35 protein-coding genes are annotated in these 19300 nt (G+C 41.8%); all 35 read left to right on the top strand.

Annotation, left to right across the window (positions count from 1 at the left end):
* The first annotated feature begins 38 nt into the window (after positions 1-38).
* The 35 genes from tuf (at position 39) to AB3N04_RS10590 (ending at position 19294) form a co-directional block, all read left to right on the top strand.
* Positions 39-1229: an elongation factor Tu gene (gene tuf / locus AB3N04_RS10760; protein ID WP_047972904.1), complete on the top strand. Its 1191-nt coding sequence runs from the start codon at positions 39-41 to the stop codon at positions 1227-1229.
* A 297-nt stretch (positions 1230-1526) separates the two neighbouring features.
* On the top strand, positions 1527-1835 hold the full coding sequence (rpsJ, locus tag AB3N04_RS10755; RefSeq protein ID WP_012957136.1) for a 30S ribosomal protein S10: 309 nt from the start codon (positions 1527-1529) through the stop codon (positions 1833-1835).
* A gap of 93 nt (positions 1836-1928) precedes the next feature.
* A complete protein-coding gene (gene rplC, locus AB3N04_RS10750) occupies positions 1929-2555 on the top strand; it encodes a 50S ribosomal protein L3 (protein WP_012957137.1) in 627 nt (208 codons plus the stop codon).
* Positions 2556-2580: 25 nt separating this feature from the next.
* Complete coding sequence (gene rplD / locus AB3N04_RS10745) at positions 2581-3204, top strand: 50S ribosomal protein L4 (RefSeq protein ID WP_047972903.1); 624 nt, start codon at positions 2581-2583, stop codon at positions 3202-3204.
* A complete protein-coding gene (rplW, locus tag AB3N04_RS10740) occupies positions 3204-3494 on the top strand; it encodes a 50S ribosomal protein L23 (RefSeq protein ID WP_012957139.1) in 291 nt (96 codons plus the stop codon). Before rplD ends, rplW begins: the two co-directional genes overlap by 1 nt.
* 27 nt (positions 3495-3521) lie before the next feature.
* On the top strand, positions 3522-4352 hold the full coding sequence (gene rplB, locus AB3N04_RS10735) for a 50S ribosomal protein L2 (protein WP_047972902.1): 831 nt from the start codon (positions 3522-3524) through the stop codon (positions 4350-4352).
* 60 nt (positions 4353-4412) lie between these two features.
* Positions 4413-4691 carry a 30S ribosomal protein S19 gene (rpsS, locus tag AB3N04_RS10730; RefSeq protein ID WP_012957141.1) on the top strand — a complete coding sequence of 93 codons (279 nt, stop codon included), beginning with the start codon at positions 4413-4415 and terminating at the stop codon, positions 4689-4691.
* Positions 4692-4717: 26 nt separating this feature from the next.
* Positions 4718-5059, top strand: coding sequence for a 50S ribosomal protein L22 (rplV, locus tag AB3N04_RS10725; protein WP_012957142.1), 342 nt, complete (start codon positions 4718-4720; stop codon positions 5057-5059).
* A gap of 3 nt (positions 5060-5062) precedes the next feature.
* Positions 5063-5722 (top strand): 30S ribosomal protein S3, encoded by a 660-nt coding sequence (rpsC, locus tag AB3N04_RS10720; RefSeq protein ID WP_317123822.1) that lies wholly within the window; start codon positions 5063-5065, stop codon positions 5720-5722.
* A 2-nt stretch (positions 5723-5724) separates the two neighbouring features.
* A complete protein-coding gene (rplP, locus tag AB3N04_RS10715) occupies positions 5725-6159 on the top strand; it encodes a 50S ribosomal protein L16 (protein WP_317123821.1) in 435 nt (144 codons plus the stop codon).
* Entirely contained in the window at positions 6149-6352 is a 204-nt protein-coding gene (gene rpmC, locus AB3N04_RS10710; RefSeq protein WP_003322618.1) for a 50S ribosomal protein L29, read from the top strand. The genes rplP and rpmC overlap by 11 nt, the downstream gene beginning before the upstream one ends.
* A 16-nt stretch (positions 6353-6368) precedes the next feature.
* A complete protein-coding gene (rpsQ, locus tag AB3N04_RS10705) occupies positions 6369-6629 on the top strand; it encodes a 30S ribosomal protein S17 (protein WP_317123820.1) in 261 nt (86 codons plus the stop codon).
* Positions 6630-6662: 33 nt separating this feature from the next.
* Positions 6663-7031, top strand: a complete 369-nt coding sequence (gene rplN, locus AB3N04_RS10700; RefSeq protein WP_012957146.1) for a 50S ribosomal protein L14 — start codon at positions 6663-6665, stop codon at positions 7029-7031.
* 47 nt (positions 7032-7078) lie between these two features.
* Positions 7079-7390 (top strand): 50S ribosomal protein L24, encoded by a 312-nt coding sequence (gene rplX, locus AB3N04_RS10695; protein ID WP_047973435.1) that lies wholly within the window; start codon positions 7079-7081, stop codon positions 7388-7390.
* A 26-nt stretch (positions 7391-7416) separates the two neighbouring features.
* Entirely contained in the window at positions 7417-7956 is a 540-nt protein-coding gene (rplE, locus tag AB3N04_RS10690) for a 50S ribosomal protein L5 (RefSeq protein WP_047973427.1), read from the top strand.
* Positions 7957-7986: 30 nt separating this feature from the next.
* Positions 7987-8172, top strand: coding sequence for a type Z 30S ribosomal protein S14 (locus tag AB3N04_RS10685; protein ID WP_012957149.1), 186 nt, complete (start codon positions 7987-7989; stop codon positions 8170-8172).
* Between the two features lie 28 nt (positions 8173-8200).
* Positions 8201-8599 (top strand): 30S ribosomal protein S8, encoded by a 399-nt coding sequence (gene rpsH / locus AB3N04_RS10680; protein ID WP_047973428.1) that lies wholly within the window; start codon positions 8201-8203, stop codon positions 8597-8599.
* A 33-nt stretch (positions 8600-8632) separates the two neighbouring features.
* Positions 8633-9169, top strand: a complete 537-nt coding sequence (rplF, locus tag AB3N04_RS10675; RefSeq protein ID WP_317123819.1) for a 50S ribosomal protein L6 — start codon at positions 8633-8635, stop codon at positions 9167-9169.
* Positions 9170-9196: 27 nt separating this feature from the next.
* Positions 9197-9559, top strand: coding sequence for a 50S ribosomal protein L18 (rplR, locus tag AB3N04_RS10670; RefSeq protein WP_368505954.1), 363 nt, complete (start codon positions 9197-9199; stop codon positions 9557-9559).
* Positions 9560-9580: 21 nt separating this feature from the next.
* Positions 9581-10081 carry a 30S ribosomal protein S5 gene (rpsE, locus tag AB3N04_RS10665; RefSeq protein WP_047973431.1) on the top strand — a complete coding sequence of 167 codons (501 nt, stop codon included), beginning with the start codon at positions 9581-9583 and terminating at the stop codon, positions 10079-10081.
* Between the two features lie 13 nt (positions 10082-10094).
* On the top strand, positions 10095-10283 hold the full coding sequence (gene rpmD / locus AB3N04_RS10660; RefSeq protein ID WP_012957154.1) for a 50S ribosomal protein L30: 189 nt from the start codon (positions 10095-10097) through the stop codon (positions 10281-10283).
* 31 nt (positions 10284-10314) lie between these two features.
* Complete coding sequence (rplO, locus tag AB3N04_RS10655; RefSeq protein ID WP_047973432.1) at positions 10315-10755, top strand: 50S ribosomal protein L15; 441 nt, start codon at positions 10315-10317, stop codon at positions 10753-10755.
* A complete protein-coding gene (secY, locus tag AB3N04_RS10650; protein ID WP_317123817.1) occupies positions 10755-12047 on the top strand; it encodes a preprotein translocase subunit SecY in 1293 nt (430 codons plus the stop codon). The genes rplO and secY overlap by 1 nt, the downstream gene beginning before the upstream one ends.
* Before the next feature lie 75 nt (positions 12048-12122).
* Positions 12123-12776: an adenylate kinase gene (locus AB3N04_RS10645; RefSeq protein WP_368506027.1), complete on the top strand. Its 654-nt coding sequence runs from the start codon at positions 12123-12125 to the stop codon at positions 12774-12776.
* Complete coding sequence (gene map / locus AB3N04_RS10640) at positions 12773-13519, top strand: type I methionyl aminopeptidase (RefSeq protein WP_368505953.1); 747 nt, start codon at positions 12773-12775, stop codon at positions 13517-13519. The genes AB3N04_RS10645 and map overlap by 4 nt, the downstream gene beginning before the upstream one ends.
* Positions 13520-13537: 18 nt before the next feature.
* Positions 13538-13846 (top strand): KOW domain-containing RNA-binding protein, encoded by a 309-nt coding sequence (locus AB3N04_RS10635; protein WP_047972669.1) that lies wholly within the window; start codon positions 13538-13540, stop codon positions 13844-13846.
* Between the two features lie 4 nt (positions 13847-13850).
* Positions 13851-14069: a translation initiation factor IF-1 gene (gene infA / locus AB3N04_RS10630; protein ID WP_010896341.1), complete on the top strand. Its 219-nt coding sequence runs from the start codon at positions 13851-13853 to the stop codon at positions 14067-14069.
* A 99-nt stretch (positions 14070-14168) separates the two neighbouring features.
* The gene (gene rpmJ / locus AB3N04_RS10625) at positions 14169-14282 is read left to right on the top strand and encodes a 50S ribosomal protein L36 (RefSeq protein ID WP_003322638.1); all 114 of its coding nucleotides are present in this window, start codon (positions 14169-14171) and stop codon (positions 14280-14282) included.
* 22 nt (positions 14283-14304) lie between these two features.
* Entirely contained in the window at positions 14305-14670 is a 366-nt protein-coding gene (rpsM, locus tag AB3N04_RS10620; RefSeq protein ID WP_047972651.1) for a 30S ribosomal protein S13, read from the top strand.
* Positions 14671-14690: 20 nt separating this feature from the next.
* Complete coding sequence (gene rpsK, locus AB3N04_RS10615; RefSeq protein WP_047972652.1) at positions 14691-15083, top strand: 30S ribosomal protein S11; 393 nt, start codon at positions 14691-14693, stop codon at positions 15081-15083.
* Positions 15084-15250: 167 nt separating this feature from the next.
* Entirely contained in the window at positions 15251-16195 is a 945-nt protein-coding gene (locus AB3N04_RS10610) for a DNA-directed RNA polymerase subunit alpha (RefSeq protein ID WP_368505952.1), read from the top strand.
* A gap of 112 nt (positions 16196-16307) precedes the next feature.
* Complete coding sequence (gene rplQ, locus AB3N04_RS10605) at positions 16308-16670, top strand: 50S ribosomal protein L17 (protein WP_047972654.1); 363 nt, start codon at positions 16308-16310, stop codon at positions 16668-16670.
* Positions 16671-16811: 141 nt separating this feature from the next.
* Positions 16812-17648: an energy-coupling factor transporter ATPase gene (locus AB3N04_RS10600; RefSeq protein WP_368505951.1), complete on the top strand. Its 837-nt coding sequence runs from the start codon at positions 16812-16814 to the stop codon at positions 17646-17648.
* Positions 17624-18493: an energy-coupling factor ABC transporter ATP-binding protein gene (locus AB3N04_RS10595; protein ID WP_368505950.1), complete on the top strand. Its 870-nt coding sequence runs from the start codon at positions 17624-17626 to the stop codon at positions 18491-18493. Before AB3N04_RS10600 ends, AB3N04_RS10595 begins: the two co-directional genes overlap by 25 nt.
* Entirely contained in the window at positions 18494-19294 is an 801-nt protein-coding gene (locus AB3N04_RS10590) for an energy-coupling factor transporter transmembrane protein EcfT (RefSeq protein WP_368505949.1), read from the top strand.
* The last annotated feature ends 6 nt before the right edge of the window (positions 19295-19300 follow it).

Below are 19300 nucleotides of genomic sequence, written 5' to 3'. Positions count from 1 at the left end.
AAAACTTATATTTGTTCAATTAAGGGAGGAAATGAATCATGGGTAAAGAAAAATTTGACCGCTCCAAAACACATGCCAATATCGGTACTATTGGACACGTTGACCATGGTAAAACAACTTTAACAGCTGCAATCACAACTGTACTTGCTAAGCGTTCTGGTAAAGGTGCTGCAATGGCGTATGACGCTATTGATGGTGCTCCAGAAGAGCGTGAGCGCGGTATCACAATCTCAACTGCACACGTTGAGTACGAAACTGATAACCGTCACTATGCACACGTTGACTGCCCAGGCCATGCTGACTATGTTAAAAACATGATCACTGGTGCTGCACAAATGGATGGTGGTATCTTAGTAGTATCTGCTGCTGATGGCCCAATGCCACAAACTCGTGAGCACATCCTTCTTTCTCGTCAAGTAGGTGTACCTTACCTTGTTGTATTCTTAAACAAATGTGACATGGTAGATGACGAAGAGCTACTTGAATTAGTAGAAATGGAAGTACGTGACCTTCTTTCTGAGTATGACTTCCCTGGTGACGATGTACCTGTAATCCAAGGTTCTGCTCTTAAAGCACTTGAAGGTGACGAAGCTTACGAAGAAAAAATTATCGAACTTATGGCTGCTGTAGATGATTACATCCCTACTCCAGAGCGCGATAAAGAAAAGCCTTTCATGATGCCAGTTGAGGATGTATTCTCAATCACTGGTCGTGGTACGGTTGCTACTGGTCGTGTAGAGCGTGGACAACTTAATGTTGGTGATGTAATTGACATCATCGGTTTAGCAGAAGAGCCTTCTTCTACAACTTGTACAGGAGTAGAAATGTTCCGCAAGCTTCTTGACTATGCTGAAGCTGGTGACAACATTGGTGCACTTCTTCGTGGGGTTTCACGTGACCAAGTTCAACGCGGACAAGTACTTGCTAAGCCAGGTACTATTACACCACACACAAACTTCAAAGCTGAAGTTTATGTTCTTTCAAAAGAAGAGGGTGGACGTCACACTCCATTCTTCTCAAACTACCGTCCTCAGTTCTACTTCCGTACAACTGACGTTACTGGAATCATCAACCTTCCAGAAGGCGTTGAGATGGTAATGCCTGGTGACAACATCGAAATGACTGTTGAACTAATCTCACCAATCGCTATCGAAGAAGGTACTAAGTTCTCTATCCGTGAGGGTGGACGTACTGTAGGTGCTGGTGTCGTAGCTACAATCACGAAGTAATCTCTTACTTCTATGGAAAGCATCTTGGATTTCCCAAGGTGCTTTCTTTTTTTGTGCTTTAATTTCAGTAAAAGCTTGCATTAATAGAAAGTAGTCGTTATAATAGTAGGAGTGTGCCCAACATAAAAACTTTTACTTGATTTAGGTCATGTACCTATGTATAATGTTGAATGTTGGTCACTGGCAGCGATGATGTGGAAGGTTGCTGATACACCCGGCCCCTTTGCCATGGCAGGGTGTAGGAAATTTTCACGGAGTATGTCTGTTTATAAAATGGACGATAAAGGAGGGGCTATAATGGCAAAGCAAAAGATTCGCATTCGTTTAAAGGCGTATGATCATCGTGTTCTTGATCAATCAGCAGAGAAGATTGTTGACACAGCAAAACGTTCAGGTGCTAATGTATCTGGGCCGATCCCGCTTCCAACTGAGAAGTCGGTTTACACAGTTCTTCGTGCGGTACACAAGTACAAAGATTCTCGTGAGCAATTCGAGATGCGTACACACAAGCGTTTGATTGATATCGTGAATCCAACACCACAAACTGTGGATGCTCTTATGCGTTTGGATTTACCGTCTGGCGTAGACATTGAAATCAAACTATAAATCTGTATGATCAATTAGTGAATATAGACTTTTATATGTAAGTATATGAAAATGGCAAACAAAAAATTCGAGTTATATTAGGAGGTGTAACGGATGACCAAAGGAATCTTAGGTAGAAAAATCGGTATGACACAAGTATTTGCTGAAAATGGTGAAGTCATCCCAGTAACAGTTATCGAAGCTGAGCCTAACGTGGTTCTTCAAAAGAAAACTGTTGAGTCTGATGGATACGAAGCAATTCAAATCGGATTTGCTGACCAGAAGAAATCAAACACTAACAAGCCTCAAGAAGGACATGCTGCAAAAGCTAACACAGCTCCTAAGCGCTTCATGAAGGAAATCCGTAACTTCGACGCTTCTCTTGAAGTGGGTAACGAAGTTAAAGTTGACACATTTACAGCTGGAGACGTAGTAGACGTTACAGGAACATCTAAGGGGAAAGGTTTCCAAGGTGCTATCAAGCGTCATAACCAATCTCGCGGACCGATGTCTCATGGTTCACGTTACCACCGTCGCCCAGGTTCAATGGGTCCTGTTGCTCCAAACCGTGTATTTAAAGGTAAATTATTACCTGGTCGTATGGGTGGAGAAACAGTTACAGTACAAAACCTTGAAATCGTAAAAGTTGATACAGACCGTAATCTTCTATTAGTTAAAGGTAACGTACCTGGAGCTAAAAAGAGCTACGTATCTGTACAAAGTGCGGTTAAAGCAAAATAAAGATTGAAAGAAAGGAGGACACATCATGCCGAAAGTAGCAGTATTTAACCAAGCTGGTTCACAAGTAGGAGATATCGAATTATCTGATTCGATTTTTGGCCTTGAGCCAAACCAAAGTGTGCTTCATGACGCAGTAGTAATGCAACAAGCATCTCTACGTCAAGGTACACACAAAACTAAAGGACGTTCTGAAGTACGCGGTGGTGGCCGTAAGCCATGGCGTCAAAAAGGAACAGGTCGTGCTCGTCAAGGTTCGATCCGTTCACCACAATGGGTAGGCGGTGGAGTTGTCTTTGGACCAACACCACGTAGCTATAGCTATAAGCTTCCTAAAAAAGTTCGTCGTCTTGCAATCAAATCTGCTCTATCAAGTAAATTGAAAGCAGCAGAAATCGTTGTTTTAGACAACCTACAACTTGATGCTCCAAAAACAAAAGATATGGCTAACGTTTTAGCTGGCCTTTCTGTTGACAGCAAAGCTCTTGTTGTGACAGCTGATTATAATGAAACAGTTGCATTATCTACGCGTAACCTTCCTGGTGTAACATTTGTTACTGCAGAAGGAGTTAACGTTCTTGATGTGCTGAAGCATGATAAGCTTGTCATCACTAAAGACGCAGTTGCAAAAGTAGAGGAGGTGCTTGCGTAATGTCAAACGCTCGTGATATCATTAAGCGCCCCGTAATTACTGAACGTTCAACTGACCTTATGGGTGAGAAGAAATACACGTTCGAAGTAGACGTTCGTGCTAATAAAACTCAAATTAAAGATGCTCTTGAAGAGATCTTTGAAGTTAAGGTTGCTAAAGTTAACACAATGAACTACAAAGGTAAGTCTAAGAGATTTGGACGTTACACGGGTTACACAGCTCGTCGTAAAAAAGCCATTGTTACATTAACACCTGAGAGCAAAGAACTCGAATTCTTCGAAGGTGTATAAGTTTAAAAGCGAAGGAGGGAACTGAACATGGCGATTAAAAAGTATAAACCGACCAGTGCCGGTCGTCGTGGTATGTCCGTATCAGATTTCGCGGAAATCACAACTGACAAACCGGAAAAGTCGTTACTTGCTCCTTTACACAAAAAAGGCGGCCGTAACAACCAAGGTAAATTAACTGTACGTCACCAAGGTGGCGGACACAAACGTCAATACCGTGTTATTGACTTTAAACGTACTAAAGATGGAATTCCAGGACGCGTTGCTACGATCGAATACGATCCAAACCGTTCTGCTAACATCGCACTTATCAACTATGTTGATGGTGAGAAACGTTACATCTTAGCACCTAAAGGTCTTAAAGTTGATATGGTGATTGAATCAGGTGCAGAAGCGGATATCAAAGTAGGTAATGCGTTACCACTTAAAAATATTCCTGTTGGTACTGTCATTCACAATATCGAACTTAAGCCTGGTAAAGGTGGACAACTAGTTCGTTCTGCTGGTACAGAAGCTCAACTTCTTGGTAAAGAAGGAGATTATGTATTAGTACGTCTTAACTCTGGTGAGACTCGTTACATTCTTGCTACTTGTCGTGCGACAATTGGTCAAGTGGGTAACGTTGAACATGAACTTATCAACATTGGTAAAGCAGGTCGTTCACGTTGGTTAGGCAAACGTCCAACTGTTCGTGGATCTGTTATGAACCCTAACGATCACCCACACGGTGGTGGTGAAGGTAAAGCACCAATCGGACGTAAGTCTCCAATGTCTCCTTGGGGTAAACCAACACTTGGTTACAAAACTCGTAAGAAGAACAAAGGATCTGACAAGTACATCGTACGTCGTCGTAAAAAATAACGGGATTTGGCTGCGGTTCTTTAAAAGAACCGTGGGCTAATCACGAAGGGAGGTTTTCTCATGGGTCGTAGTTTGAAAAAAGGACCTTTCGTTGATGATCATTTAATGAAAAAGGTCGAAGCTCATAACGAAGCTAATGACAAGAAAGTGATCAAAACTTGGTCTCGTCGTTCAACAATTTTCCCTGAGTTCATCGGGCACACTATCGCAGTATATGATGGCCGTAAGCATGTTCCAGTTTACATTTCTGAAGACATGGTAGGACACAAACTTGGTGAGTTTGCACCTACGCGTACGTACAAAGGTCATGCTGCTGATGATAAGAAAACAAGACGTTAAGGTTAGTTAGAGAGGAGGTCCTATCCATGCAAGCTAAAGCTGTAGCAAAACAAGTGCGTATTGCTCCTCGTAAAGTGCGTTTAGTTGTTGACTTGATTCGTGGAAAGCAAGTAGGAGAGGCGATTGCTATTCTTCGCCACACACCAAAAGCTGGTTCACCTGTTGTAGAAAAGCTTCTAAACTCTGCAATTGCGAATGCTGAGCATAACTATGAAATGGAGCCAAACAACCTTGTAATTAGTGAAGCGTATGTAGACGAAGGTGTTACTTTAAAACGTTTCCGTCCACGTGCGATGGGACGTGCGAGCCGTATCAACAAGCGCACTAGCCACATTACACTGGTTGTAACTGAAAAGAAGGAGGGATAAAGCGTGGGTCAAAAGATTAATCCTACTGGACTTCGAGTTGGTGTTATCAAAGACTGGGAGTCGAAATGGTACGCTGAGAAAGATTATGCTGATCTACTACACGAAGACATTAAAATTCGTGAGTATATTGAAAAACGCTTAAAAGACGCTTCTGTGTCTAAAGTAGAAATCGAACGTGCTGCTAACCGCGTAAATGTTACAGTTTCTACTGCTAAACCAGGAATGGTGATCGGAAAAGGCGGTTCTGAAGTTGAAGCTTTACGTAAAGCTCTTAATGAATTAACTGGCAAACGAGTTCACATTAACATCTTTGAAGTGAAGCAAGCTGATTTAGATGCTAAATTAGTTGCTGAAAACATTGCTCGTCAATTAGAAAATCGTATTTCGTTCCGTCGTGCTATGAAACAAGCGATTCAACGTACAATGCGTTCTGGTGCTAAGGGTATTAAAACTCAAGTATCTGGTCGTCTTGGTGGCGCTGATATTGCACGTGCAGAACATTATAATGAAGGAACAGTTCCACTTCACACACTTCGTGCTGATATCGACTACGGTACAGCTGAAGCTGATACAACATACGGTAAGCTAGGCATCAAGATCTGGATTTATCGTGGTGAAGTCCTTCCAACGAAAGGAACGAACAAAGAGGAAGGAGGCAACTAATCATGTTAATGCCAAAACGTGTGAAATATCGTCGTGAACATCGCGGAAAAATGCGCGGTCGTGCAAAAGGCGGTACAGAAGTACACTTCGGTGAGTTTGGTCTTCAAGCGCTTGAAGCTTCTTGGATCACAAACCGTCAAATCGAAGCAGCGCGTATTGCTATGACACGTTATATGAAACGTGGTGGTAAAGTTTGGATTAAAATCTTCCCATCTAAGCCTTACACTGCTAAGCCACTTGAAGTTCGAATGGGTTCTGGTAAAGGTGCTCCTGAGGGCTGGGTTGCTGTAGTTAAGCCTGGAAAGATTATGTTTGAAATCTCTGGTGTTTCTGAGGAAGTTGCTCGTGAAGCTTTACGATTAGCTGCTCATAAATTACCTGTAAAATGTAAATTCGTAAAACGCGAAGAAGTGGGTGGTGACGCAAATGAAAGCTAATGATATTCGTAACTTAACCACTGCTGAAATTGAGCAAAAGACGAAATCACTTAAAGAAGAGTTGTTCAACCTTCGCTTTCAACTAGCGACTGGTCAATTGGATAATCCAGCCCGCATTCGTGAAGTTCGTAAGGCAATTGCTCGTGCGAAGACTGTATTGCGTGAACGTGAGCTTGGAATTAACAACGGCTAAAAAGGAGGTTTGCTAAATGGAACGCAACCAACGTAAGGTATATACAGGGCGCGTTGTTTCTGACAAAATGGATAAAACAATTTCTGTTGTTGTTGAAACATACAAAAAAGACCGCCTTTATGGAAAGCGCGTAAAATACTCTAAGAAGTTAAAAGCGCATGATGAAGAAAACTCTGCTAAAATTGGAGACGTTGTTCGCATCATGGAAACTCGTCCGCTTTCAAAAGATAAACGTTTCCGCTTAGTTGAAATCGTAGAAGAAGCGGTAATTATTTAATAGAAGTTCTCGATTGAAGGGAGGTAAGATCGCATGATTCAACAAGAATCCCGTTTAAAAGTTGCTGATAACTCTGGTGCTCGTGAAGTACTATGTATTAAAGTATTAGGTGGTTCTGGCCGTAAGACAGCTAATGTCGGTGATGTTATCGTTTGTTCTGTGAAACAAGCAACACCAGGTGGCGTTGTCAAGAAAGGTGAAGTTGTGAGAGCAGTAATCGTTCGTTCTAAGAGCGGTGTACGTCGTAACGATGGTTCATACATCAAATTTGATGAGAACGCAGCAGTTATCGTACGTGACGATAAGAGCCCACGCGGAACTCGTATTTTCGGACCAGTAGCACGTGAACTTCGTGACAACCAATTCATGAAGATTGTGTCTCTTGCTCCAGAAGTTCTTTAATAGATATTAACGGAAGGCCCTGTCAAGGAGGTGCGAACATGGCGAAGATGCATGTCAAAAAAGGTGACACAGTTAAGGTCATCTCTGGTAAAGACAAAGGGAAACAAGGTGTAATCTTAGAAGCTTTTCCTAAGAAGAATCGTGTTCTTGTAGAGGGTATTAACATTGTGAAGAAACACGCAAAGCCATCTCAAGATAACCCACAAGGTGGTATCTTGAATCAAGAAGCGCCAATTCATTCTTCAAACGTTATGCCTGTAGATCCTAAGTCTGGTGAACCTACTCGTGTAGGTCACAAAATTGAAAATGGCAAGAATGTACGTATTGCTAAGAAGTCTGGCGAATTATTAGATAAGTAGTCAGAGTGTGAAAGGAGGTCAATCGTATGAATCGTTTAAAAGAGAAGTATTCAACTGAAATCGTTCCTTCTCTAGTAGAGAAGTTCAACTACTCATCTGTTATGGCTGTACCAAAGCTTGAGAAAATCGTTGTTAACATGGGTGTTGGTGATGCTGTTTCTAACGCTAAAGCATTAGATAAAGCTGTAGAAGAATTAGCTGAGATTACTGGTCAAAAGCCTTTAATTACAAAAGCAAAAAAATCAATCGCAGGTTTCAAGCTTCGTGAAGGTATGCCAATCGGTGCGAAAGTAACTCTTCGTGGCGAGCGTATGTACCAGTTCCTTGAAAAGTTAGTTTCTGTTTCATTACCTCGTGTACGTGACTTCCGTGGTGTTTCTAAGAAAGCATTCGATGGTCGCGGTAACTACACTCTAGGTGTGAAAGAGCAATTAATCTTCCCTGAAATTGATTACGATAAAGTGGATAAAGTTCGCGGTATGGACGTTGTTATCGTAACAACTGCGAATACGGACGAAGAAGCTCGTGAACTATTAACACAAATGGGAATGCCATTCCAAAAATAATCAAAGTCGTTTCAAAGAGGAGGGAAAACTTTGGCAAAGAAATCAATGATTGCAAAGCAAAAACGTACACAAAAGTACAAAGTACAAGAGTACACTCGCTGTGAACGTTGCGGTCGTCCTCATTCAGTATTGCGTAAGTTTAAACTTTGCCGGATTTGCTTCAGAGAGCTTGCTCACAAAGGGCAAATTCCTGGCGTGAAGAAAGCTAGTTGGTAAGCTAAGAACGGGAAGGAGGTAAATAACTATGGTCATGACAGATCCAATTGCAGATATGTTGACTCGAATTCGTAATGCGAACACAGTTCGTCACGAGAAGCTTGAATTACCTGCTTCAAAGGTAAAGAAAGAGATCGCTGATATTCTTAAGCGTGAGGGCTTTATCCGTGACTATGAATATATCGAAGACAGTAAGCAAGGTGTGATCCGCATCTTCTTAAAATATGGTGCTACAAACGAGCGTGTAATTACTGGTCTTAAGCGCATTAGTAAGCCTGGACTTCGCGTATATGCGAAAGCTGGTGAACTTCCACGCGTATTAGGCGGTTTAGGAATCGCGTTAGTTTCAACATCAAATGGTGTAATGACAGACAAGGAAGCTCGTCAACAACAAGTGGGCGGAGAAGTATTAGCATACGTTTGGTAATACATTCCTTGAAATGAATGGAGGTGTACAAGAATGTCTCGTATTGGTAATAAACCAGTAGAGGTTCCAGCTGGTGTAACAATCACAGTTGACGGAACACTATTTACGGTTAAAGGTCCTAAAGGTGAGCTTAAGCGTAACCTTCACCAGGACATGAAAATCAATGTAGAAGAGAACCAAGTTACAGTTGAGCGCCCTTCTGATAACAAGGAGCATAAAGCTCTTCACGGAACTACTCGCAGCTTGATCAACAACATGGTTGAGGGCGTAACGAAAGGTTACGAGCGTACGCTTGAACTTATCGGGGTAGGTTATCGTGCAACGAAGTCAGGATCTAAGCTTGTACTTAACGTTGGTTACTCTCACCCAGTTGAAATCACTCCTGAAGCAGGTATTGAAATTGAAGTTCCTGCTAACACGAAAGTTATCGTCAAAGGTATCGATAAAGAGCGTGTTGGAGCAGTAGCATCTAATATTCGTTCAGTACGTCTTCCTGAGCCTTACAAAGGTAAAGGTATTCGTTATGAAGGCGAGTATGTGCGTCGTAAAGAAGGTAAGACTGGTAAATAATTAATATACGGAAAGGAATGACGTTCTATGATTACGAAGCCTAGCAAAAACTTGGGCCGTAAGAAAAGACACGCTCACGTACGTCGTGCGATCACAGGAACTCCTGAACGTCCACGTCTTAATGTTTTCCGTTCATCAAAACACATTTACGCACAGCTTATCGATGACGTAAATGGTGTAACTCTTGCTTCAGCATCTAGTTTAGATAAAGAACTAAAGCTTGAGAACGGTGGCAATAAAGAAGCAGCTAAAGCAGTAGGTGAGCTTGTTGCTAAACGTGCGGTAGAAAACGGTCATAAAGTAGTAGTGTTTGATCGCGGTGGTTATATATACCACGGTCGTGTACAAACATTAGCAGATGCAGCTCGTGAAGCTGGATTGCAATTCTAAAGAACAAAGGAGGGAAAACGAATGCGTCGTATTGACCCTAATACGTTGGAACTTGAAGAGAAAGTAGTAGCTGTCAATCGTGTTGCGAAAGTAGTTAAAGGTGGACGTCGTTTCCGCTTCGCTGCATTGGTTGTAGTAGGCGATAAGAACGGCCATGTCGGTTTCGGTATGGGTAAAGCTCAGGAAGTTCCTGAGGCAATCCGTAAAGCGGTAGAAGATGCTAAGAAAAACCTCATTGAAGTGCCAGTTGTTGGTACTACAATTCCACACGAAATCATTGGTCACTTTGGAGCAGGTCGCGTTTTACTTAAGCCAGCTTCAGAAGGTACTGGTGTAATCGCTGGTGGTCCTGTACGTGCGGTATTAGAACTTTCTGGTGTAGGTGACATCTTGTCAAAATCACTAGGTTCTAACAACCCAATTAACATGGTTCGTGCTACTATGCAAGGACTTAAAGAACTGAAGCGTGCTGAGGAAGTTGCAAAACTTCGCGGTAAATCAGTGGAAGAACTGTTAGGATAAGGAGGGAACGTAAATGGCTAAGAAATTAGAAATTACCCTCACTCGTAGTCTTATCGGTCGTCCGGAAGACCAACGCGTTACAGTGAACACACTTGGATTACGCAAAATGCACCAAACTGTTGTTCAAGAAGATAACGCTGCGATTCGCGGTATGGTAAACAAGGTATCTCACCTTTTAACAGTAAAAGAAATCGAAGCTTAATAGCTTAATTTATACATGAGGAGGTGTCGACATGAAACTTCATGAGTTGAAGCCCGCAGAAGGATCACGTAAAGTACGTAACCGCGTAGGACGTGGTATCGGTTCTGGTAACGGTAAGACATCAGGTAGAGGGCACAAAGGTCAAAACTCACGTTCTGGCGGTGGTGTTCGTCCTGGTTTCGAGGGTGGTCAAAACCCATTATATCGTCGTTTACCAAAACGTGGCTTTACTAACCCGACTCGTAAGGAGTTTACAGTGATTAACCTTGAGACGCTCAACCGTTTTGATGCAGGTACTGAGGTTACACCAGAACTACTTATCGAATCAGGTACAGTAAAGAACGTTAAGATCGGAATTAAGATCCTTGGAAACGGAAAGCTTGAAAAGAACTTAACAGTAAAAGCACATAAGTTTTCTGCATCTGCAGTGGAAGCAATCGAAGCTGCTGGCGGAAAAACTGAGGTGATTTAATGTTCGGGACGATCTCCAACATTATTCGAGTGGGTGACATACGACGTAAGGTTGTTTTCACCCTTCTCATGCTCGTTGTCTTTCGGATCGGTAGCTTTATCCCTGTACCAGGGGCAAACAGTGATGTTCTGAACTTCCACGACCAATTAAATGCCTTTGGGTTTTTAAACACATTTGGTGGTGGAGCACTTGGTAACTTTTCTATCTTCGCGATGGGTATTATGCCGTACATTACTGCATCGATTGTTGTTCAATTGTTGCAAATGGACGTTGTACCTAAGTTTGCTGAGTGGGCCAAAGAGGGAGAAGCTGGACGACGTAAGTTGGCTCAGTTCACCCGATATGGAACGATCGTTTTAGGTTTTATACAAGCTATTGGGATGTCTGTTGGATTTAATTCCTTCTTTCCAGGGTTAATTCCTAACCCAAGCATTCCTACTTATTTGTTTATTGCACTTGTTCTTACAGCGGGAACAGCATTTCTTATGTGGCTTGGTGAACAGATTACTGCTAAAGGTGTTGGTAATGGTATTTCAATCATTATCTTTGCAGGTATCGCAGCTGGTATTCCAAATGGACTTAATCAACTGTATGCAACGCAAATTCAAGATGCTGGTGATCAGTTATTCTTGAGCATCGTATCATTATTACTATTAGCTTTAGCTGTACTAGCTATTATTGTTGGTGTCATTTTTGTTCAACAAGCATTACGCAAGATTCCTGTTCAATACGCAAAACGCTTAGTTGGTCGTAATCCTGTAGGTGGTCAATCTACACATCTACCATTGAAAGTGAACGGCGCTGGGGTAATTCCGGTTATCTTCGCACTATCACTATTCATCTTCCCGCCAACGGTTGCTGGGTTCTTCGGAACTGATAATGCAATTGCGGCATGGGTGGTTCAAGTATTTGATTATACTCAGCCAATTGGTATGGTTGTATATGCATTACTAATTATCGGGTTTACGTACTTCTATACATTTATCCAGGTCAATCCTGAAAAAATGGCCGAAAACCTTAAAAAACAAGGTGGCTATATTCCAGGAATTCGTCCCGGTAAAACAACTCAAGTGTACTTAACACGCATTTTATACCGTTTAACGTTTGTTGGAGCATTGTTCCTAGCAACTGTAGCAATTATCCCGGTTTTCTTCACACGATTAATGGGTTTGCCAGCGGCGATTCAGATCGGTGGTACTGGATTATTAATCGTAGTTGGTGTAGCATTAGACACGATGAAACAGATCGAAGGACAGCTTATTAAACGTTCTTATAAAGGCTTTATTAAGTAACAAGGGGAGCAGGGGAGGAAGCATTCTTCCCGTTCGCCTTCTGTTGTTAAATCGGAGCGATGGAGGGGATTAGTGTTGAATCTAATATTAATGGGTTTACCAGGAGCCGGTAAAGGTACACAAGCAGAGCGCATTGTTGAGAAGTATGACATTCCTCATATTTCTACAGGTGATATGTTTCGTGCTGCCATTAAAGGCGAAACAGAGTTAGGTTTAAAAGCTAAATCGTTTATGGACGCTGGTGAATTAGTACCGGATGAAGTGACAATTGGCATTGTGAGAGAACGTCTTTCACAAGGAGACTGCGAGAAAGGCTTCTTATTAGATGGCTTCCCTCGTACAGTTGCACAAGCAGAAGCGTTAGAAGATATGCTTTCTTCTATGGAGCGTAGTTTAGATTATGTTCTTAACATTGAAGTTCCGGAGCAGCTTTTAATGGATCGTTTAACTGGTAGACGTGTCTCACCTACATCAGGTAAGACATACCACATGATCTACAACCCGCCAAAGGTTGAAGGTGTATGTGATGTTGATGGTAAGGAGTTAATCCAACGTGATGACGACAAACCTGAAACAGTTAAAAAACGTCTTGAAGTAAATCAACAGCAAGCACAGCCACTTATTGATTTCTATACAGAAAAAGGCTACCTTCGTACGGTCAATGGTGATCAAGATATCACTAAGGTCTTCGAAGATCTAGATGAACTTCTGAAAGGACTCAATGCATGATTATCTGTAAGACTGAACGTGAATTAGAAATCATGCGTGAAGCTGGGAGAATTGTTGCTCTTACTCACCAAGAGTTAAAGCAGCATATCAAGCCTGGTATTACGACAAAACAATTGGATGAGATTGCAGAAAAGTTGATTCGTTCACACGGTGCAACACCCTCATTCAAAGGCTACAATGGATTTACAGGTAGTATCTGTGCTTCAGTAAACGAGGAATTAGTACACGGTATCCCCGGATCTCGAGTGCTTAAGGATGGCGATGTAATTAGTGTTGACATCGGTGCTAAGTTAAATGGGTACCACGGTGACTCCGCTTGGACGTATGCTGTAGGTACAATTTCTGATGAAGACCAACGATTGTTGGACGTCACAGAGGCTTCTTTATATAAAGGATTGGAAGAGGCTAAGCCTGGTGAGAGATTATCAAATATTTCTCATGCGATCCAATCATATGCAGAACCACTTGGTTATTCAATTGTACGTGAGTATGTTGGCCATGGAGTAGGGCAAGACTTACATGAAGACCCACAAATTCCTCACTACGGACCTCCAGGTAAAGGACCTCGTCTAAAGCCGGGAATGGTTCTAGCGATTGAACCGATGATTAATGCAGGTTCTCGTTATGTGCGCACGTTAGCTGATAACTGGACTGTGGTTACAGTAGACGGTAAAAATTGTGCACACTTTGAGCATACAATTGCGATTACAGAAACAGGGTATGAAATTTTAACAAAACTTTAGGTGTAGGTGATGGGTGAAATGAACGACTCTGGTCCGAGTCCCGGTATCGGTCAAATTGTGCAAATCAAAAAAGGTAGAGACGCTGGCATGTATGCTGTGATCATTGAGGTCATAAATGATCGTTATGTCTTGATTGCTGATGGAGATAAGCGTAAAATTGATCGAGCTAAGAAAAAAAACATCAACCATCTAGAATTGTTGAACTACATGGCTCCTGAAATACGCATTAGTTTTGAAGAAACGGGACGTGTTACGAATGGGAAACTTCGCTATGCACTTAGCGGGTTTCTAGAACAACAACTTGATTTGCTGAAGGAAGGAGAGTAAATTCATGGCTAAAGAGGATGTAATTGAAGTGGAAGGTACGGTTATTGAGCCGTTACCAAACGCAATGTTTCGTGTAGAGTTAGAGAATGGTCACAAGATCCTTGCTCATGTTTCTGGTAAGATTCGTATGCACTTTATCCGAATCCTTCCTGGAGATAAAGTAACGGTTGAACTATCACCGTATGACTTGACTCGTGGACGAATCACATATCGATACAAATAAACGTTGCGATTTGCTAGTGGGATCTATAATTAGACTTGCTAGATGTGAATTGAACGATTACAATTAAATGCACTCCGTACCATAAGGAGGTAAACGATAATGAAGGTAAGACCATCAGTCAAGCCAATTTGTGAAAAGTGTAAAGTTATCCGTCGTAAAGGGACGGTTATGGTTATTTGTGAAAACCCTAAACACAAACAAAAACAAGGTTAATATTTAAGGAGGTGCACAGCACATGGCACGTGTCGCAGGTGTAGATATTCCTCGTGATAAGCGAGTAGTTATTTCACTCACTTATATCTTTGGAGTTGGAAAAACAAAGTCATCTGAAATTTTAGCGGAAGCTGGCGTATCTGAGGATACTCGCGTTCGTGATTTAACAGAAGAAGAATTAGGTCGTATTCGTGAAGCAGTTGAAGTTCACACAGTAGAAGGTGACCTTCGTCGTGAAGTATCACTTAACATCAAGCGTCTAATCGAAATTGGTTCATACCGTGGGATTCGCCACCGTCGTGGATTACCAGTTCGTGGACAAAATTCTAAAAACAATGCTCGTACGCGTAAAGGTCCTCGTCGTACAGTAGCAAACAAGAAGAAATAGTAAAGGAGGTCGCATAAAAAATGGCTAAGAAAACGAATACTCGTCCAAAGCGTCGTCAACGTAAGAATATTGAGACTGGTGTAGCACACATCCGTTCAACATTCAACAACACTATTGTGACGATTACTGACACGCACGGCAATGCTATTTCTTGGGCAAGTGCAGGTGCATTAGGATTTAAAGGTTCTCGTAAGTCTACTCCATTCGCAGCACAAATGGCTGCTGAATCTGCAGCTAAAACTGCTATGGAGCATGGCATGAAAGTAATCGAAGTTTCTGTAAAAGGCCCTGGTGCTGGTCGTGAAGCTGCGATTCGTTCATTACAAGCTGTTGGACTTGAAGTTAACATGATTAAAGATGTTACTCCAGTTCCTCATAACGGTTGCCGCCCGCCAAAACGTCGTAGAGTGTAACGAAATCAATCATTGTATAGATTTCCTGAAAGTGTCAATAATGGATGAGACGAATGCATTATTGATAAAAAAAGGTGAAACGGTTGGGAACTGCCTAATGGGGATTTCCGGTTAGGCTTTCCTGGCAGTCTACCGGAGTTCGACGTTTTGAAGGAGGGTTTGTTTTAATGATTGAAATCGAAAAGCCAAATATTGAAACGGTTGAAGTTAGTGAAGACGCAAAGTACGGTAAATTTGTCGTTGAGCCACTAGAGCGTGGGTATGGAACGACTCTTGGTAACTCCTTACGTCGTATTCTTTTATCTTCTCTTCCTGGTGCAGCTGTAACTTCAGTTCAAATTGATAGTGTTCTGCATGAATTCTCAACAATCGAAGGTGTTGTAGAAGACGTAACGACTATTATCTTGAACTTAAAGCAGCTTGCCCTTAAGATTTATTCTGATGAAGAGAAGACGCTAGAGGTAGATGTTCAAGGTGAAGGCGTGATAACTGCAGGCGATTTAACACACGATAGTGATATCGAAGTATTAAATCCTGATCTGCATATTGCAACTTTAGCTAAAGGAGCACACTTCCATATGCGCCTTACAGCAAAGAGTGGCCGTGGTTACGCACTTGCTGTAGGGAATAAGAATGACGATCAACCGATTGGTGTTCTTCCTATTGACTCTATTTACACACCGGTATCTCGTGTCAACTATCAAGTTGAAAACACACGTGTCGGTCAAGTCACCAACTATGACAAACTAACCCTTGATGTGTGGACTGACGGAAGCATTCGCCCAGAAGAGGCTGTGTCTTTAGGCGCAAAAATCTTAACTGAGCATTTAAACATTTTTGTAGGCTTAACAGATCAAGCACAACATGCTGAAATCATGGTCGAAAAAGAAGAAGATCAAAAAGAGAAAGTTCTTGAAATGACGATTGAAGAGCTAGACCTTTCTGTTCGTTCTTACAACTGCCTAAAGCGTGCTGGTATCAATACGGTACAAGAGTTAACGCAAAAGTCAGAAGAAGACATGATGAAAGTACGTAACCTAGGACGTAAGTCATTAGAAGAAGTTCAAGAAAAACTTGGTGAGCTTGGATTAGGACTTCGTAAAGAAGACTGATCATCACTAGTATTTCTAACTGATTCTAAATAGGTTTGTGATTGGTTTGAATTTTTTCTTGAAAATCTCTGACTCTTAGGTCGAGAGAAGGTAACAAAGGAGGGAAACGAACATGGCATACGCAAAATTAGGTCGTGATAGTGCTGGTCGTAAGGCTCTTTTCCGTGACTTAGCAACTGACCTTATCATCAATGAGCGCATCGAAACGACTGAAGCGAAAGCAAAAGAGCTACGTTCAATCGTTGAGAAAATGATTACATTAGGGAAGCGTGGAGATCTTCATGCTCGTCGTCAAGCTGCAGCTTTCATCCGTCGTGAAGTAGCTAACGAAGAGACAAACGAAGATGCAATCCAAAAGCTATTCTCTGATATTGCAACTCGTTACGAGGATCGTCAAGGCGGTTATACTCGTATTCTTAAAGTTGGTCCTCGTCGTGGCGACGGTGCACCAATGGCAATTATTGAGCTTGTGTAATTTGAGTCTTTAGAGATTCATTATATGAGGCGACAAAAGGGCTGTACAGGATCTGAGCACGTTACGCTCTGACTCTGGGGCCCTTTTTTGTTGCCTTGATTTATAGGATATGGTTAGACCTTTTTTTTAGGAGGGGTTCGATTGTCTGTTTTTATTGATCTAAAAGAGGTCTCGTTTCAGTATGAGGAAGCGAATGACCTGGCTATAAAAGATATAACGATCTCCTTTAATCGTAGAGAATGGGTTTCTGTGCTTGGTCGCAATGGATCAGGTAAGTCGACGTTTGGTCGTTTAATGAATGGGTTGTTAATACCGCAAAATGGAACAGTTGAAGTTGACGGCTTTCAAACGGTTAATGAAGATGATTTATGGCGCATAAGAAAGCGTGTAGGAATGATTTTTCAAAATCCAGATCATCAATTTGTCGCGACAACTGTTCGTGATGATATCGCATTTGGGTTAGAAAATCAGGGAATACACCGAGATGACATGCTTGAACGTATCGAGAAATATTCCAAGTTAATTGGAGTCGATCATCTTCTTGATTCCGAGCCGCATCGTTTATCTGGTGGGCAAAAGCAACGAGTAGCGATTGCTGGTATTATTGCATTAGAGCCAGACATGATTATCTTTGATGAAGCTACTTCAATGCTTGATCCATCAGGAAGAAAAGATGTGATGCGTACAATGAAGATGCTTCATGACCGAGGTGTTGCTATTATGACTATTACGCACGATATGGAAGAAGCAGTCATGGCCGAACGTGTGCTTATCTTTGAAAATGGTCAAATAAAAGCAGATGGTACCCCAAAAGAGGTTTTCCAATCGAAAGAGCAGCTAGAGAAAGCAGGTCTTAATGTTCCATTCTCTGTTAACGTGCAAAAAGGGCTTGAAAGAGAAGGGTTTCGCTTTAATAAGTTATCCTTAACAGAAGGAGAGTTGGTTGACGCGTTATGGACATCACATTCAAAGGTGTAGAACATCGTTATATGATCGGTACTCCATTTGAAAAAGCAGCCCTTCACCCAGTTGATCTCTCTATCCCTTCTGGTTCATTTACTGCGATTATTGGGCATACAGGTTCAGGGAAATCAACTATGATCCAACATATCAATGGGCTTTTAAAACCGAGTGCTGGTGAAATAAAAGTTGGTCCCTATACAATTCGCGCAAATCAAAAAAAGCAATCTTTAAGGGATTTAAGACAGAAGGTTGGATTAGTGTTTCAGTATCCTGAACATCAATTGTTTGAAGAAACGGTTGCAAAGGATATTTGTTTTGGCCCGATGAATTATGGATTAACTGAAGAAGCAGCTCTGAAACGAGTAAAGGAACTGTTACCCTTAGTTGGTTTAGGGGAAGACTTGCTTGAATCCTCGCCTTTTCAATTAAGTGGCGGACAAATGCGACGCGTAGCCATAGCAGGGGTACTGGCAATAAGACCTTCTGTTCTTGTACTAGATGAACCTACTGCAGGGCTTGACCCTGAGGGAAGAAAACAAATGCTTGAGCTATTTGCTAATTATCATAAGCAGTTTGGTACGACCACTATTCTTGTCACACATCATATGGAAGATGCAGCAAAATATGCAGATCAATTAGTGGTGATGAATGATGGCGGGGTCGAGATGTCTGGAAGTAGGGAAGAAATCTTCAAGCAAACAGAGCGTTTATTGGAGATTGGATTAGATTTACCTGATACAGTTCGCTTCCTACAGCAAATCAAGGAAAAATTTCACTTAAAAGAGGTTCCTCTCCTGTTTGAAACGGATGAGGTCATTGATTATGTGTCGAACCTTCTACGTAAGAAGGAGGCTCGCTAGATGTTTCAAAATGTCATTATTGGACAATACGTTCAAGCAGACTCCTTTTTGCACAAGCTAGACCCAAGATCGAAGCTTGCTAGTGTCTTTTTATTGTTAATTGTTATTTTCTTTGCTGATAACTGGCTTTCTAGCTTATTATTAGTAGGATTTACTGTTATGCTTATGGTCATTTCTAAGGTTCCAATCTTGTTCTTGTATCGTGGTCTGCGGCCGATATTATGGCTCGTATTCTTTACTCTTATCCTCCATATTCTTTTGACAAAAGAAGGTCCCGTATTACTGACACTTGGTCCACTTGCTATTCATGAAGGTGGGGTGATGAATGGTTTATTTATTGCAACTAGGCTTTTAACCTTAGTCATGCTGACGTCGCTAATTACGCTGACAACAAGCCCGATCGACCTAACAGATGGATTGGAATCACTGTTCACTCCTCTAAAAAAGGTGGGGCTACCAGCGCATGAGCTAGCATTAATGATGTCGATCGCCTTGCGCTTTATTCCTACATTTATGCAAGAGACTGAGAAGATCTTAAAAGCACAAATGGCTAGGGGAGTCGATTTTAGCTCAGGCCCTATCTCAAAAAGAATAAAAGCGTTACTTCCACTATTAGTGCCTTTGTTTATTAGTGCTTTCAAACGAGCAGAAGATTTAGCTTTAGCTATGGAAGCTCGTGGCTACCGTGGTGGTGAAGGCAGGACAAAGTTGAGGGTATTAACATGGGGGACTCGAGATACAAGTGTAGTCATCATTGCCTTATTAATTGGTGTAGGTATTATATGGTTAAGAAATGGTTAGGTGAGT

It is taken from the genome of Alkalihalophilus sp. As8PL, from assembly GCF_040939795.1.
Taxonomy (GTDB): Bacteria; Bacillota; Bacilli; order Bacillales; family Bacillaceae_D; genus Alkalihalophilus; species Alkalihalophilus lindianensis.
Note: the sequence above shows the minus strand (reverse complement) of the source record. Positions and strands in the feature narration are given on the sequence as shown.

What these genes read in the sequence shown, in the direction of transcription:
- rpsS (WP_012957141.1), top strand. Translation starts at nt 4,413, where the DNA reads ATGGGTCGTAGTTTGAAAAAAGGACCTTTCGTTGATGATCATTTAATG.
- rpsE (WP_047973431.1), top strand. Translation starts at nt 9,581, where the DNA reads ATGCGTCGTATTGACCCTAATACGTTGGAACTTGAAGAGAAAGTAGTA.
- infA (WP_010896341.1), top strand. Translation starts at nt 13,851, where the DNA reads ATGGCTAAAGAGGATGTAATTGAAGTGGAAGGTACGGTTATTGAGCCG.
- rplB (WP_047972902.1), top strand. Translation starts at nt 3,522, where the DNA reads ATGGCGATTAAAAAGTATAAACCGACCAGTGCCGGTCGTCGTGGTATG.
- rpmC (WP_003322618.1), top strand. Translation starts at nt 6,149, where the DNA reads ATGAAAGCTAATGATATTCGTAACTTAACCACTGCTGAAATTGAGCAA.
- AB3N04_RS10595 (WP_368505950.1), top strand. Translation starts at nt 17,624, where the DNA reads ATGGACATCACATTCAAAGGTGTAGAACATCGTTATATGATCGGTACT.
- rplN (WP_012957146.1), top strand. Translation starts at nt 6,663, where the DNA reads ATGATTCAACAAGAATCCCGTTTAAAAGTTGCTGATAACTCTGGTGCT.
- rplV (WP_012957142.1), top strand. Translation starts at nt 4,718, where the DNA reads ATGCAAGCTAAAGCTGTAGCAAAACAAGTGCGTATTGCTCCTCGTAAA.
- rpmJ (WP_003322638.1), top strand. Translation starts at nt 14,169, where the DNA reads ATGAAGGTAAGACCATCAGTCAAGCCAATTTGTGAAAAGTGTAAAGTT.
- rpsK (WP_047972652.1), top strand. Translation starts at nt 14,691, where the DNA reads ATGGCTAAGAAAACGAATACTCGTCCAAAGCGTCGTCAACGTAAGAAT.
- rpmD (WP_012957154.1), top strand. Translation starts at nt 10,095, where the DNA reads ATGGCTAAGAAATTAGAAATTACCCTCACTCGTAGTCTTATCGGTCGT.
- AB3N04_RS10610 (WP_368505952.1), top strand. Translation starts at nt 15,251, where the DNA reads ATGATTGAAATCGAAAAGCCAAATATTGAAACGGTTGAAGTTAGTGAA.
- secY (WP_317123817.1), top strand. Translation starts at nt 10,755, where the DNA reads ATGTTCGGGACGATCTCCAACATTATTCGAGTGGGTGACATACGACGT.
- rplX (WP_047973435.1), top strand. Translation starts at nt 7,079, where the DNA reads ATGCATGTCAAAAAAGGTGACACAGTTAAGGTCATCTCTGGTAAAGAC.
- rpsH (WP_047973428.1), top strand. Translation starts at nt 8,201, where the DNA reads ATGGTCATGACAGATCCAATTGCAGATATGTTGACTCGAATTCGTAAT.
- rplP (WP_317123821.1), top strand. Translation starts at nt 5,725, where the DNA reads ATGTTAATGCCAAAACGTGTGAAATATCGTCGTGAACATCGCGGAAAA.
- rpsQ (WP_317123820.1), top strand. Translation starts at nt 6,369, where the DNA reads ATGGAACGCAACCAACGTAAGGTATATACAGGGCGCGTTGTTTCTGAC.
- tuf (WP_047972904.1), top strand. Translation starts at nt 39, where the DNA reads ATGGGTAAAGAAAAATTTGACCGCTCCAAAACACATGCCAATATCGGT.
- rplE (WP_047973427.1), top strand. Translation starts at nt 7,417, where the DNA reads ATGAATCGTTTAAAAGAGAAGTATTCAACTGAAATCGTTCCTTCTCTA.
- AB3N04_RS10590 (WP_368505949.1), top strand. Translation starts at nt 18,494, where the DNA reads ATGTTTCAAAATGTCATTATTGGACAATACGTTCAAGCAGACTCCTTT.
- rplD (WP_047972903.1), top strand. Translation starts at nt 2,581, where the DNA reads ATGCCGAAAGTAGCAGTATTTAACCAAGCTGGTTCACAAGTAGGAGAT.
- rplC (WP_012957137.1), top strand. Translation starts at nt 1,929, where the DNA reads ATGACCAAAGGAATCTTAGGTAGAAAAATCGGTATGACACAAGTATTT.
- rplO (WP_047973432.1), top strand. Translation starts at nt 10,315, where the DNA reads ATGAAACTTCATGAGTTGAAGCCCGCAGAAGGATCACGTAAAGTACGT.
- rpsM (WP_047972651.1), top strand. Translation starts at nt 14,305, where the DNA reads ATGGCACGTGTCGCAGGTGTAGATATTCCTCGTGATAAGCGAGTAGTT.
- rplR (WP_368505954.1), top strand. Translation starts at nt 9,197, where the DNA reads ATGATTACGAAGCCTAGCAAAAACTTGGGCCGTAAGAAAAGACACGCT.
- rplF (WP_317123819.1), top strand. Translation starts at nt 8,633, where the DNA reads ATGTCTCGTATTGGTAATAAACCAGTAGAGGTTCCAGCTGGTGTAACA.
- rpsJ (WP_012957136.1), top strand. Translation starts at nt 1,527, where the DNA reads ATGGCAAAGCAAAAGATTCGCATTCGTTTAAAGGCGTATGATCATCGT.
- map (WP_368505953.1), top strand. Translation starts at nt 12,773, where the DNA reads ATGATTATCTGTAAGACTGAACGTGAATTAGAAATCATGCGTGAAGCT.
- rplQ (WP_047972654.1), top strand. Translation starts at nt 16,308, where the DNA reads ATGGCATACGCAAAATTAGGTCGTGATAGTGCTGGTCGTAAGGCTCTT.
- AB3N04_RS10635 (WP_047972669.1), top strand. Translation starts at nt 13,538, where the DNA reads ATGAACGACTCTGGTCCGAGTCCCGGTATCGGTCAAATTGTGCAAATC.
- rplW (WP_012957139.1), top strand. Translation starts at nt 3,204, where the DNA reads ATGTCAAACGCTCGTGATATCATTAAGCGCCCCGTAATTACTGAACGT.